This is a genomic window from Flavobacterium sufflavum, from assembly GCF_004016525.1.
Lineage (GTDB): Bacteria > Bacteroidota > Bacteroidia > Flavobacteriales > Flavobacteriaceae > Flavobacterium > Flavobacterium sufflavum.
The window spans coordinates 340,500-355,439 of record NZ_SACJ01000003.1; the positions used below are offsets into that span (position 1 = coordinate 340,500).

10 protein-coding genes are annotated in these 14,940 nt (G+C 34.9%); 1 reads left to right on the forward strand and 9 read right to left on the reverse strand.

Features of this window, described 5'->3' with window-relative positions; genetic code table 11:
• Positions 1 to 27: 27 nt before the first annotated feature.
• The 9 genes from EOD40_RS07195 to EOD40_RS07235 all read right to left on the reverse strand — a co-directional run bounded on the left by EOD40_RS07195 (position 28) and on the right by EOD40_RS07235 (position 14,182).
• Positions 28 to 1,581, reverse strand: coding sequence for a T9SS type B sorting domain-containing protein (locus tag EOD40_RS07195; RefSeq protein ID WP_128194215.1), 1,554 nt, complete (start codon positions 1,579 to 1,581; stop codon positions 28 to 30).
• A gap of 188 nt (positions 1,582 to 1,769) precedes the next feature.
• On the reverse strand, positions 1,770 to 4,745 hold the full coding sequence (gene secDF, locus EOD40_RS07200; RefSeq protein WP_128194216.1) for a protein translocase subunit SecDF: 2,976 nt from the start codon (positions 4,743 to 4,745) through the stop codon (positions 1,770 to 1,772).
• 224 nt (positions 4,746 to 4,969) lie between these two features.
• The gene (gene mdh / locus EOD40_RS07205; protein WP_128194217.1) at positions 4,970 to 5,905 is read right to left on the reverse strand and encodes a malate dehydrogenase; all 936 of its coding nucleotides are present in this window, start codon (positions 5,903 to 5,905) and stop codon (positions 4,970 to 4,972) included.
• Positions 5,906 to 5,995: 90 nt separating this feature from the next.
• Entirely contained in the window at positions 5,996 to 7,936 is a 1,941-nt protein-coding gene (gyrB, locus tag EOD40_RS07210) for a DNA topoisomerase (ATP-hydrolyzing) subunit B (protein WP_128194218.1), read from the reverse strand.
• A 275-nt stretch (positions 7,937 to 8,211) separates the two neighbouring features.
• Entirely contained in the window at positions 8,212 to 11,541 is a 3,330-nt protein-coding gene (gene gatB/aspS / locus EOD40_RS07215) for a bifunctional amidotransferase subunit GatB/aspartate--tRNA ligase AspS (protein WP_128194219.1), read from the reverse strand.
• A complete protein-coding gene (locus EOD40_RS07220; RefSeq protein ID WP_128194220.1) occupies positions 11,541 to 12,938 on the reverse strand; it encodes an amidase in 1,398 nt (465 codons plus the stop codon). The genes gatB/aspS and EOD40_RS07220 overlap by 1 nt, the downstream gene beginning before the upstream one ends.
• A 1-nt stretch (position 12,939) precedes the next feature.
• Entirely contained in the window at positions 12,940 to 13,209 is a 270-nt protein-coding gene (locus tag EOD40_RS07225) for an Asp-tRNA(Asn)/Glu-tRNA(Gln) amidotransferase subunit GatC (protein WP_196781422.1), read from the reverse strand.
• Positions 13,210 to 13,446: 237 nt separating this feature from the next.
• Positions 13,447 to 13,677 carry a hypothetical protein gene (locus tag EOD40_RS07230; protein ID WP_128194221.1) on the reverse strand — a complete coding sequence of 77 codons (231 nt, stop codon included), beginning with the start codon at positions 13,675 to 13,677 and terminating at the stop codon, positions 13,447 to 13,449.
• Between the two features lie 55 nt (positions 13,678 to 13,732).
• Complete coding sequence (locus EOD40_RS07235; RefSeq protein WP_128194222.1) at positions 13,733 to 14,182, reverse strand: hypothetical protein; 450 nt, start codon at positions 14,180 to 14,182, stop codon at positions 13,733 to 13,735.
• 172 nt (positions 14,183 to 14,354) lie between these two features.
• On the opposite strand from EOD40_RS07235, the gene EOD40_RS07240 reads away from it, so the two are divergent.
• Entirely contained in the window at positions 14,355 to 14,900 is a 546-nt protein-coding gene (locus EOD40_RS07240) for a DUF2911 domain-containing protein (protein WP_128194223.1), read from the forward strand.
• Positions 14,901 to 14,940 lie beyond the last annotated feature (40 nt).

A 14,940-nucleotide genomic window follows, 5' to 3' on the forward strand; every position in this document is an offset into this window, starting at 1 on the left:
TGTATCATCTACAATTCCTTTTTCATTTTATCTTTTTAACGAAAAATGAGATTTAAATTCTTTTACGATATCATTTTCCAAATAATGAATCACAAACCAGTAATCATCTGCAGGCACATAATGTCCGTTATAAGTTCCATTCCAGCCAGCACCATTAGGGCTAATTTGTTTTAAAAATTTCCCATAACGGTCGAATATTCGAATATAAGCATAAGGTTGGGAGCTTAATTCTGCTATGTTCCAATAATCATTATAACCATCATTATTAGGAGTGAAATATTTTGGATAATTCACCACCATAATACCGGTTTTAGTAATAGGCATGCTACATCCTGTTTGATCCGTTACCGTTACCGAATGGGATCCTGAAGCAACATATTCAAAAACAGGACTCGATTGTAACGGCCCATCATCCAATTGATACAAATAATCACCTCCCGCTGTAATAGCCGAAACAGTAATTTTTTGATTCTCAGCAAATGCCTCCGAAACAGTCCAGTCAAAATCAACTAACATATTTGATGGCATCACAGTAACATTTATTGTTTGTGTAGTAGCACATTGTCCAGCATCCGGAGTAAATGTATAAGAATCACTATTCACATCATCAACTGTAGGCGGATTCCAGGTTCCTGTAACACCGCTGGGAGATGTATTAGCTAAAGTTGGCGCAGTAGTTCCTGAACAAATAGAAAAGTCGCTGAATCCTGGATTATCCGGATTTACCATTATAGTCATACTTTGTGTTCTTGCACATTCGTTTGCATTTGGTGTAAAAACATAAGTTGTGGTAGCTGTATTGTCTACCACAGATGGAGACCAGGTTCCGTCAAATCCTTCTATCGAACTTGATGGCAATACTGGAGGGGTATCTCCTTCACAAATTGGAGAAATTTGAGTAAAAGTAGGAGTTGATAAAGTAAGGCAGGGAACAGTGCAAGTGACTGTTCTTGGCGGAGCGCAAGGATGTAATGTAGCTGATATAGTCATTGTAGCTGATTGCCCTGGCGACATTCCAAAAATTTGAACATGAGAACCTGTTGTATTGTCAGCAGTTCCGCTAACAGGAGCTCCTCCATCAATTGTATAAGTATAAGAATATAAATTATCAGGTATCGAAGTAGGATTATTAGACCAATCAAAAAAAACAGATGAATATTTATCTGCAGTTGCAATTTGAGAAGGATCACATTTAAAATTAAGTATTGTTGCTCCATTATCGGCTACAACATTTACAATAATTCTAGATCTAGCACTTACAGATATACCGTCAGTTTCACTAACATAATAAGACGTTTGCCCTACAACAGTAGTTGATGGAGTTGGCGCAAAAGGGCTACCTATACCTCCAGTTGCATTTGTCCCATAACAAATTAAAGTATTTCCAGTTGAAGGAGTTGCTGTTAACGGGACTGCTATACTATTTTGACATAAATAGATTGGAGAAGTCACAACTGGAGGACTAACAGCAATTGCATAAGCTTTAAAAGACGCTTCATTAACTGTATTAGCAAAAAGATTAAAACTAAGCAAAAAGCCAAAAAGACAAACAAAGACAAATAAAAGTAAATTCTTTTTCATTGTTCTAATTTTTAAAATAGATTGAGATTTTGGGGAAACCTATTACTAGGTAAATATATTAAAAAACCAACTTTTAATAAAATGAATTGCGAAATATAAAACCACACTTCAACAATTAGTTCATTACTATCAAAAAAAAAAGACCCAACAAAAAGCTGGGTCTTAATTTATATTCTGACAAAAGTAGATTATGCTGCCTGATGCTGCTTTTCTACAGTTGTTTTTTCTTCTTTCGAAATAGTATCAACCAATACCGGAGTAGCAATAAACAATGAAGAATAAGTTCCTACCACGATACCTACTAACATTGCAAAGATGAATCCTCTGATTGATTCTCCACCAAAAATAAACATCGTTAATAATACAATAATCATCATTAATGAAGTATTCAATGTTCTTGACAATGTAGTATTGATAGAAGCATTTACAATCTCTTCAAAACTACCTTTACGGTTTCCAATGATAAACTCTCTGATTCTGTCAAATACAATTACTGTATCATTCATAGAATAACCAATAACGGTAAGGATTGCAGCAATAAAATGTTGATCCATTTCCATGTGGAAAGGCATGAATTTATAACATAAAGAGTAAATTCCTAGTACAAAGATTACGTCATGCGCAACAGCGGCAATCGCACCTAATGAATACTGCCATTTACGGAATGAAATCATCAAGTATAAGAAAATAACTGCCATCGCTCCTAGAACTGCCCAGTACGAATTGGTTTTGATATCTTCAGAGATAGAAGCCCCCACTTTAGAAGCCTGTAATACTCCTACTTTTTTACCGTCAAAAGCATTAATGAATTTATCATAAGAAGTATTTGGATAATACTTAGCTAATGCCTGATATAATTTTTGGTTAACTTCTTCGTCAATAGCTACACCATCTTCTTTGATTTTGTACTTAGTTGTAATTTTTAACTGATCATCATCACCTAAAATCTTAGCCTCAACCGGAGTACCAAAAGCTGCCGATAATTCATCTGAAATTGCAGTTGCATCTACCGGTTTTTCAAATTTAACCTGGAAAGTTCTTCCTCCCACAAAATCAACACCTTCGTCTAAACCATTAACAAAGAAAATAGAAATCAAACTTACTACAACTACAATTGAAGAGAAGATATAAGTAACTTTTTTGATTTTTATAAAATCGAAATGGAAATTAGTGAACCAGTTTTTAGTAATATTAGTAGAGAAAGTCAAAGTCGCTTTTCCTAAAATATTTTTATCAATAAAAATTCTGGCAATAAAAATAGATGTAAACAATGAAGTTACAATACCAATAAGCAATGTTAATGCAAACCCTTTAATTGGACCTGTTCCAAAAATAAACAAGATAGCACCAGTTAATACGTGAGTTACGTTAGCATCAATAATAGAACGCATTGCTCCGTGCCATCCGTAAGAAGACACAACTGCTTCAGACAACGATTTACCTTCGCGCAATTCTTCTTTAGCTCTTTCATATATAATGATGTTAGCATCAACTGCAGTACCTAATGTCAATACGATACCTGCAATACCTGGCAATGTTAATACAAAACCAAAACTTGCCATAATTCCGAATAAGAATAGTAAGTTTAATAACAAAGCTAAGTTTGCATACCAACCTGCTTTACCATAATAGAATACCATCCAAACACAAACAAGGAAGAAACCTACTATTGAAGACATCATACCAGCATCAATAGAAGCCTGACCTAAAGATGGTCCTACTACAGTTGACTGAATAATATCTGCAGAAGCTGGTAATTTACCCGCATTTAATACGTTAGCTAAATCTTTAGTTTCTGAAATATCAAAAGAACCTGTTATTTCTGATCTTCCTCCCGCAATTGGTCCACTTGTAACACCCGGTGCAGAGTAAACAATATTATCTAAAACAATAGCGATATAACTTTTTTGAGTAAAAGCTCTACCTGTCAATTCTTCCCAAATTTTAGCACCTTGAGGATTCATCTGCATAGAAACAGCAGGTTTACCCATTTGGTCAAAAGTATCTTTAGCATCAGTTACAAGACCACCATTCATTGCAGGCACATTGTCTCTGTTACCTTTTAAAGCATATAATTCAACTGCTTCAATTTGTTTTCCTGTTTTGTCTGTTAAAGTTGTTGGTTTACTCCATACAAACTTTGCATAATGCTGGTCAGCACCTAATAAAATTCTAATTTCTGGTCTTTTGAAATATCCATTAACAACGGCAGTATCTTTTGGAGAGAAAAGCCCCAAAACCGGTCCACCACCCTGACCAATCATTTTATCCAATAAAGGATTATTTCCTTTTTTAGTAGTAGCAGAATCTTTAGTAGTATCTGTCAATAAAGCACTCAATGAATCCTTAACTACAGGCTTAGCTTCTGTCTTAGCAACTTCTGTCTTTTTCAAAGCTTCATTAGTAGCCATCAAGAAGTTTCCAATTTCTTCTATCTTATAAGTTTCCCAAAACTCTAGTTGCGCTTTTCCACCTAATAATTTTTTAATTCTATCCACATCTTTAGCACCTGGAAGTTCCACTAAGATTCTTCCTGATTCTCCTAATTTTTGGATATTAGGTTGTGTAACCCCAAATTTGTCGATACGCTCTCTCAATACTTTGTAAGCACTTTCGATAGACTCATCAACTTTTCTTTTGATAACTTTCTGAACCTGTGCATCAGTCATTTGAAAATCGATTCCTCCTTCACCTTGCAAAGATCTATTTGCAAAAATATCTGGAGAAGCTAATTTTACGCTTCCTTTTGAATTAGCTTCAAAAGCTTCAAAGAACTTATTTAAATAGGTTTTGTTTCCTTCTAAATTTGCAGTTGCATCAGCTAATGACTTATTAAATACCGGATTTTTAGAATTATTTGATAATCCTTTCAAAACGTCTTTAATAGAAATTTGAAGAATAACGTTGATTCCTCCTTCTAAGTCAAGACCTTTATTTAGCTGCTTGTTTTTTACTTCATCATAAGTAAACTGGGTAAAACCAAGATTCAACACACTTTCTTTACCAATAGAATCTAAATATTTTAGCTCTTTATCAGGATTATCTCCTGCAAAAGCCTTGGCTTCACTTTTGACACCATTTGCCACAAAAGTGAACGAGAGTTGGTAAATACTTACCAATGCAAATAGAATTGCGAAAAATTTAATAAGTCCTTTATTCTGCATTATTACTAAAAATTAATTATTTTAAATTTATTATTCTGTGTTAAACTCTTATAAACAAGACTTTAGCTTTCATTCATTCAACCATAAAAAAAAGCAAAAGCCAGCTGTCATTTTTTAAACCGAGCAAATATATAATTCTGGTTAAGATTAACCAATTTATTTATGAATTAATCTCAAAAAAAAGACTGCAAAATTGCAGTCTTCACTTTATATGTGAAAAAAACTTAAGCTAAAATAGTTTTCAAAGCGTCATTCATTGCTCTAACTGCATCAGCACTCTTTGCAAACAATGCCTTTTCCTGATCATTTAATTGAATATCGAAAATCTCCTCCACTCCGTTTTTACCGATAATACAAGGTACTCCAATACAAATATCATTCTGACCATATTCCCCTTCAACATATACCGAACAGGCTATCATTCTTTTTTGATCATTCAAAATACTGTCAACCAAAAATGCTACCGATGCTCCCGGCGCATACCAGGCTGATGTCCCTAAAAGCCCCGTAAGTGTTGCTCCTCCTACCATTGTATCTGCCGCTACCTTTTGCAAAACTTCTTCAGACAGAAATTGCGAAACCGGAATCCCATTATATGAAGCCAAACGCGTTAACGGAATCATAGTGGTATCACCATGACCACCTATAACCATTCCCGACACATCATTTGCCGGTTTATCCAAAGCTAAAGACAAATAAGTTCTAAAACGGGAACTATCTAAAATTCCTCCCATTCCAATAATTCTGTTTTTTGGCAATCCAGTCGATTTCAATGCCAAATAAGTCATCGTATCCATTGGATTCGAAACCATAACAATAATTGTATCAGGAGAATATTTTAAAATATTTTCAACAACCAATTTTACTATCCCTGCATTAATTCCTATAAGTTCCTCACGAGTCATCCCCGGTTTTCTGGGAATTCCAGAAGTAACCACCACCACATCACTATTGGCAGTTTTTGAATAATCATTGGTAACTCCTATCACTCGGGTATTGAATCCTGTATCGGTAGCACATTGCATAATATCTAAAGCTTTCCCTTCGGCAAAACCTTCTTTGATATCTAACAACACTACTTCACTGGCAATTCCTCTATAAGAAATAACATCTGCACAGGTTGCTCCTACGTTTCCTGCTCCTACAATAGTAACTTTCATATTTTAATGTTTATTCGGTTAAGTAAAAAATTGGTTAGTACTGCTAATCTACAATTTATTGACCAAAATAACCACCGAATAAACTATTTTTTACGCATCAATATTAGCGTAAACAGCATTTTTCTCGATAAATTCTCTACGTGGCGGAACTTCATCACCCATCAACATAGAGAAAACTCTATCGGCTTCGGCTAAACTCTCAATAGTTACCTGACGTAAAGTTCTGAAATTCGGATCCATAGTAGTTTCCCACAACTGCTCCGCATTCATCTCTCCAAGACCTTTATAACGTTGAATAGCTGCACTTCCACCCATTCTTTCATTGGCCTGATCACGTTGTACGTCATTCCAGGCATATTCTTTTTTGTTTCCTTTTTTAACCAAATACAAAGGCGGAGCTGCAATATATACGTGACCTTCTTCGATTAATTCTTTCATAAAACGGAAGAAGAATGTCAAAATCAAAGTAGAAATGTGACTACCATCGACATCAGCATCACACATGATGATTACTTTATGGTAACGCAGTTTCGAAATATTCAAAGCTTTACTATCTTCTTCAGTTCCAATAGTTACTCCAAGCGCAGTAAATATATTTCGAATCTCTTCGTTTTCAAAAACCTTGTGATGCATTGCTTTTTCAACGTTCAAAATCTTACCACGCAACGGCAAAATAGCCTGGAAATTTCTATCACGACCTTGTTTAGCAGTTCCACCCGCCGAGTCTCCCTCGACAAGATATACCTCACATTTTGCTGGATCCTGCTCAGAACAATCTGATAATTTTCCTGGCAATCCACCACCACCCATTACGGTTTTACGTTGAACCATTTCACGCGCTTTTTTAGCCGCATGACGGGCCTGAGCCGCAAGAATTACTTTTTGAACAATGATTTTAGCATCATTTGGGTTCTCTTCCAAATAATTCTCCACCATCTCACTTACCGCCTGACTCACAGGAGAAACAACCTCTCTGTTTCCAAGTTTGGTTTTAGTTTGTCCTTCAAACTGTGGTTCAGCTACTTTTACCGAAATAATTGCAGTTAATCCTTCGCGGAAATCATCCCCAGAGATATCAAACTTCAGTTTATCTAACATTCCGGAAGCATCGGCATATTTCTTCAATGATCTTGTAAGACCAGTTCTAAAACCTTGCAAATGCGTACCCCCTTCGTGAGTATTAATATTATTTACATAAGAAAAAATATTCTCAGAATAGCTTGTATTATAAATCAAAGCCACCTCAACAGGAATCTCTCCTTTTTCGTTGTCCATAGAAATAACATGTGCAATAATAGGCTCACGATTTCCATCTAAATAACGAATATATTCTTTAAGTCCTTCTTGTGAATGAAACACTTCACCCACAGGATTCCCTTCTTTATCTAATTCTCTTTTATCACAAAAATTAATGGTAATTCCTTTATTCAGAAAAGCCAACTCACGCATACGCGCTGACAAAGTATCATAAGAAAACTCGATAGTTTGCTGAAAAATAGTTGGATCAGGATAAAAAGTAACAATTGTACCTCTTTTATTAGTATCCCCAATTTGCTTTACAGGATAAAGCGCTTTTCCTCTTTCATACTCTTGTTGGTATACTTTTCCATCACTACTATGAACCGTAGCAATTAAGTGATTCGACAAAGCGTTCACACAAGAAACTCCAACACCGTGCAATCCTCCGGAAACCTTATACGAATCTTTATCAAATTTACCTCCGGCTCCAATTTTAGTCATTACAACCTCAAGTGCCGAAACTCCTTCTTTTTTATGAATTCCTACCGGAATACCACGCCCATTATCTTCAACTGTAATAGAACCATCTTCATTTATCGCTACACTTATGGTATCACAATGACCACCCATTGCTTCATCAATGGAGTTATCAACAACCTCATAAACCAAGTGATGCAGTCCTCGAACTCCTACATCTCCAATATACATGGAAGGACGCATCCTTACATGCTCCATTCCTTCTAACGCCTGAATACTATCTGCTGAATAATTGTTCTTGATTTCTTCGCTCATATGTTTTATTCTAAATGTAATTTTGTCTAACAAGCAAATATATAAAAACGCAAACTATATAGCGTTAAAAATAACCTTTTAAGCCTTTAAGTTATCAACAAAAAATGTCAATTTCGACAACAAAATTCAATATCAATTTCAAAAACCAATGGCAATATTCAAATTCAATAAAAACATAACTCATTAAAAACAAAATTTCCAAAACAACCATTTAAAATGTCGTTTTGGAAATTTATTATTTTTCAATTTGCTATTGAAATTGATTTTTGATATTGCTATTTAATTATTCTAACATTCATTTCTTCTACCTTTTTATCAGACAAAAGAGATGGTGCTCCAAACAATAAATCTTCACTGGTTCCTGTTTTCGGGAAAGCCATTACTTCTCTAATAGATGCTTTTTTCTCCAAAATCATCATTAAACGATCAATTCCCCAAGCAATTCCTCCGTGTGGCGGTGCTCCATATTGGAAAGCTTTATACATAGTTCCCACACTTTTAATCATCTCTTCTTTGTTGTAACCCATATTTCTATAAGTTGCTTCTAAAATCTCCGATTTATGTGCACGAACTGATCCTCCACCAATTTCGTAACCGTTCAAAATAATATCGTATTGTTGTGCAATGATAGAACCAATTTCCTCTTCCTTACCATTCATGTGTTTTTCCAAATCATAAATAGCTGGCATCGAGAACGGATTGTGTGTAAATGTCCATCTTCCTTCATCTGTTTTTTCGAACATTGGAAAATCAACCACCCAAGCCGGACGTAATTCCTTCGGATTAATCAAGTGCAACATTCTACCCAATTCCTGACGAACAGCATCTAAAGCTTTATTAGCCGTAGCGTAATCTGCCGCTGAAAAGAATACAATATCCCCAACCTGCGCATCAGTAGCTTTTATGATTCCTGCTGCAATTTCTTCACCCAAGAACTTAATAATTGGCGATTGCAATTCTTCTTCATTAACAATAATATAAGCCAATCCGCCTAAACCGTGCTGTTGAGCAATAGCAGTTAATGCTTCGATTTGACCTTTAGACATACGTTTGTTTCCTTGCTCCTGAGCCGAAACCTTGATACATTTTACAATTCCGCCTTCTTCAATTGGTTTAGAAAAAACCTGGAAAGTAGTATCTTTTACGATAGCTGTAATGTCCTGCATTTTCAATCCGTAACGTAAATCAGGTCGGTCACAACCATAGAAATCCATCGAATCCTTGTATGTAATCACTTCAAACGGACGCAAAATCCACTTATTACCATATACTTTCTTAACTACTTCATTAAATATTTTAGTATTCAAATCGATAATTTGCTGCATACTGGCGTAAGCCATTTCCATATCCAATTGCGTAAATTCCGGTTGACGATCTCCACGGGAATCCTCATCCCTGAAACAACGCGCTACCTGGAAATATTTCTCATAACCACTCACCATCAACATTTGTTTGAATTGCTGTGGCGCTTGTGGCAAGGTGTAAAACAAACCAGCTTGTTTACGTGTAGGAACAATAAATTCACGTGCTCCTTCATCAGTTCCGGCACTTAAAATTGGCGTTTCAATTTCCAAGAACTCCTCAGTATCTAAAATGTCACGAATTAACTTAATTACTTTATGACGATTAACGATTGCTCTCCTTACTTCTTCGTTTCTGTGATCCAAAAACTTGTATTGAAAACGGATTGCTTCGTTTGTTTTAGCCGCTCTTTTAATTTCGAAAGGCAATGTTTTAGATAAATTTAAAATTTCTAAAACTGAAGTTTCTAATTCTATTTTACCTGTACGCAGTCCTGCATTATAATCATCTTCATTACGTCCTACCACGATACCTTTCACCGAAATTACCGATTCCGGTTTCAATTTCACTAACTCATCAATATTAGGAAATGACTCTCTACTAATACGAATTTGGAAAATCTCATAACTTGAATCACGCAAATCAATAAACATTAATTCACCGTGGTCACGGACACTCGCAACCCAACCAGACAACATCACTTCTTCTTTGATATTTTCTTCTGATAATTGCGAAATTTTATGTGTTCTGTACGTATCTTTTATAACAATTGGGATTTCAGGAAGTGATTCTTCATGACTTTCCTTTTGCCCTGTAACTGTTTCTTTAGAAACTTTTTCAGAAGCTTGCTCTTTTTCCAAAACAGCAGCAGCTCCTAATTTATCTAAAATAATTTGACGAATTACTTTTCCATTTGCCCCTTTTCCAATAACACCTAAAACCTTACCAACTAAAATACCGGCTTTTCCTTGGTCGCCGGCTTTAATATCATTAGCAACCGCTTCATTTTCTGAAATTACAGTCGAAATTACTTCTTGAACTTTTTCTTCCGAAATGGTATTCTCTTCAAAATATTTATTATAGTCAAAATTTTGATCTTTTAAATATCCTGAAATCGCATTTTGAACTAAAACCGCCGTGATTTTTTCGGCTTTAAATAACACAAAAATGGTTATTAAATGCTCAATATTATGGATTTTAGCATAATCTTCAGCCTTGACATTATTAGCCAAAGTTTTAGCAACAAACGAAGGATCTTTAATTTCGTTATTTAAAGTCACAAATGTTCTTGAACGCAAAGCATCTGCTGTAAAAAACTTAGCATCTTGTGGCAAAACACCACCGTTAATCAAAATAGATTCAACAGCGTAAGGCAAAGCACTTGTATCTACTTTAATCGCTTCAATTTCAGCCTTAATATTTACAAAAGGTAAATCTGGCTCCGAAATAAAACGGTAATCCGCTTCAAATTCTTTTTTACGCATGGTTTTGGTTTGCTTTAAATCAGCATCCCACAACACAGTCGTTTGATCAGGTCTAAACTCTTTATTTTCGATAAAATAATTGAATTGTTTCTCTACTTCTTCTTTCAAAGCTTCGACCATAAACTTAAAAGAGTTCAAGTTTTTGATTTCCGTTCTTGGGTTTAAAACCTCCGAATTTATTTTACGCAAAGAAACTGAAACATCCGATTTGAATTCTCCTTTTTCCAAATTCGCTTCAGAGATTCCTAAATTCTGAACTATACGCTGAATATATTGAGCGTAAGTCGAAGCATCTTCAATATTACGAACACAAGGTTCGGTAACAATTTCAATCAACGGAACACCCGCTTTGTTAAAATCAACTAACGAAATCTTCTTTTCGTGCATCAATTTTGCCGCATCTTCTTCAATATGAACCTGCGTTAAATTCACGGTAAATTGAGAACCGTCGTTTCGGTAACAAGAAACCTGTCCGTCAGGAATTATTGGATTATGAAATTGCGTTATTTGGATATTTTTTGGATTATCAGGATATTCGTAATGCTTTCTATCCCAAGAAATCACTTCATTACTAAATGTCGAATTGACCGCTTTTCCAAAATAAATCGCTTTGGTAATTGCTTCTCTGTTTAAAGCAGGCAAAACACCCATTTGCCCGGTACAAACCGAACATATATTTTGGTTAGCTGTTTCTATTTCTTGATTTGGACAAGAACAAAACAACTTGGTTTTGGTATTCAATCGAACGTGTGTTTCCAGTCCGATTACCAATTCTAAATCGTGGGCTTTTAAAGCCGCAGTTAATTGCTCCAATTCCATTATATCGTATCTTTTAAGAAGTTAGCAAACTTCAACACTAATTCATCATTATTTTTTGCTGCAGTAATTTGCAGTCCAGTACTTGTTCCTTGTGGCACAGTTAAAGTTGGCAATTGCCCTAAACTAAAACCAACCGTATAAACATCAGACAAATACATTGCTAAAGGAGCTTTTAAACTGTCTCCAATTTTAGGTGGTGTACTAGGTGTAACTGGAGACAAAACAATATCCACGGCTAAAAAATCTTTACTGAAATTTTCAGAAATCTGATCTCTTAAAGCCAATCCTTTTAAATATATTTCATCTGAAAAACCTTGTGACAACACCTGATTTCCACCTACAATTCTGCGTTTTGTTTCTTCTGAAAAGTTTTCAGAACGTGTCACAGCATAAGTTTCAATTAAATTCTCCGCTTCAATTCGGTTTCCATAATTGGTTCCGTCTAAACGGGATAAATTAGAAGCCGTTTCAGCCATTGCCAATGTATAGTATGTAGAAACCAAAATATCCGATTCAAAGAAATCCAATTCTTTAACTTCAATTCCTTTAGCTTTTATTTTTTCGATGCTAGCTAAAAAATCAGCTTTTATTTGAGCATCGATAGCATCACTTTCAATAAAGTTTTTAAAATAACCTACTGTTTTTACAGCGGAAGTTGCAATTGCCTCTTCACTAATTTCAGTTGAAGCAACAGAAGTTTGATCTTTAGGATCTTTTCCACTCATTACATTCAACACAATTCGGATATCTTCAATTGATTTTGCCAATGGACCAACGCAATCCGTAGAAGATGCGTAAGCCATCAATCCGTATCTGGAAATTCTTCCGTAAGTTGGTTTGAAACCGTAAATATGATTGTAACCGGCAGGCTGACGAATCGAACCTCCCGTATCTCCACCAATAGAAAACACAGTATAGTCTTTGGCAACATTCACTGCAGAACCTCCACTTGAACCTCCGGCAACTAATGTTGGATCAATTGCATTTTTTACCGCTCCAAAAATGGTGTTTTCACTTGAAGAACCGTGACCAAAACTATCACAGTTTTCTTTTACCAATGGAATAGCACCCGCATCCAATAATTTTTGAATAGCAGTAGCTGTGTAAGGTGATTTATAATTTTTCAACAAATCAGAACTTGCCGTAGTGTAAGTTCCCTGCAACATATACACATCTTTAATTCCAAAAGGAATTCCTTCCAGCAAACCGATGGTTTCTCCGTTTGCTATTTTTGCATCTACTTTAGCAGCTAATTCAAGCGCCAAAGTATCTAATAAAGAATTTACAGAGTTGTATGTATTTTGTTTAAGTAAGTCTAATTTTTCCTGTACTAAAGCCGTACAAGTAATTTGTTTTGACACCAATTGTTGGTGTATTTCTTTTATTTTAGAATCCATTTTATCCTTCTATAACTTTAGCAACAACTAAAAAACCATTTTTTTTGTTCGGGAAATTTTCTAAAATAAGTTGTTTCTCAATAGCCGAACTCTCTACCACAACATCCTCTCTTAAATCACTCACTGACACACAATTATGATTGACATTATTCAAGGAATTATTATTTGATGGATGTGCATTCTTGATTACATCAAATAATTTGTTCACGCTCTCGGAAGGCTGTGCTCCTTTAATACTCGACAAGATGTCGACTGTCATTATTTTACTCATAATTTTAATTCGTTTTAAAGTCAAACTTTTAAGCTGGCGAATTTACGAAAGTTTTTTTTAGGGAATCCCATTTTTTTAAATGATTTCAAATGCATAAAAACCAAAGTCCATCTCAAAAAAACAGACTTTGGTTTTTATGTAAATTATCGCTTATTCTTTGCTTTATACAAACAGAATCGTTTTGGTGCTTGTATAATTTACAGCTTCTTTCTGCTTAGACTTATTTTTTGAATAAAATTATATAATAGTCATTTCTATAATTCCAATTGCAAGCAAACCAATAATACCAATAACAATTAAAGATATAGAACCCCAATATAATTTTAATTCCATATAGTCTTTAAAATATTCTGCGGAATCTTTTCTCTTAACTCCAACTTTTGGTTTCTCTTTATTTCTATATCGAAAAAAATAAATAAAGCTCCCAACTAAAATTAAGATTACTAATGTTAAAATTATTTCTCTCATTTCTATTAATTTTCAAACACCAAAATTAACACTTAATTCCTGTAATGACAGAGAACTACTCAACACTCTCAATCAAATACTTTGTTCCATTAATTTCAAAAGTAAAACCAACCGAATTCCCCATTAACTTACTTCCCAATGGCGATTGTGGCGATAAGGCAATCACATTTATTCCGTCAATAGTTATTTTTGGCAAAGCCAAAGACAGATACAAATAAATTCCATTGGCTTTTACCAAACTCCCCAAAACGATTGTTTTTGCAATTACCGAAGCATCGATTTTGTCCAAAACTGCTTTTTGCTCTAGAACTTCCCTTAGTTTAGTATTGAATTTTTCCTGTTCCAAATGCATCATCGCTAAAGCTGTTTCGTGTTTATCTCCAGCCGAGCCTTTTGCATCATTTTTAGAATCCTCGGTCAAAGCCGAAATCATATCCCGAAAAGCATCGATTCGATCTTCTACTAATCGGCAATAATAATCATATATTTTTTGTTTGAAAGTCATTTCATTAAGATACTAAGAGATTCTTTTTTCAGGAATAAAAAAGCAAATTTACTTTATTATCCCAATCTCACACTATTTTAGGTGTATTTGAAATTCTTAACCAATCGTAAAACAATTTTTATTTAACTTCGTAAAAGAATCATTACTAATCTTATTCTTTTTTAAATCAATTATGAAAACATTCAAATTCATTTCCGCAGTCGCTTTTGGCTTTCTACTATTATTAGCGACAAATACACAAGCTCAAAAATTTCCTGGTTTAGACAAAAGCCCAATGGATCAAGCCTTATTCCCTGCTGATAACAAAATCCCAACAAAAACAGCAAAAGTTATCTATAGCCGCCCACAACTTAAAGGACGCGCTTTAAGCGAACTGACTCCTGCCGGAAAAGTATGGAGAACCGGTGCCAACGAAGCTACCGAAATCACTTTCTACAAAGATGTTAATCTTGGAAAAACAAAAATCAAAGCGGGGAGTTATTCTTTATACACCATTCCTGGAGAAAAAGAATGGACCATCATTTTAAACAAAGACATTAATATTTGGGGTGCTTATTCGTATAAAGAAGCGAATGATGTTGCCCGATTAGTTGTTCCTGCTACTCAGGCTGAAGAATCGCTTGAAGCCTTTTCTATGGTTTTCACCAAAGCCGATAACGGAATGATTCTGAACCTGGGTTGGGACAAAACCCGTGTTGCGATTCCTTTTACAGAATAAAACATTTATTTAACCGCAAATCCCGATAGCTATCGGGACA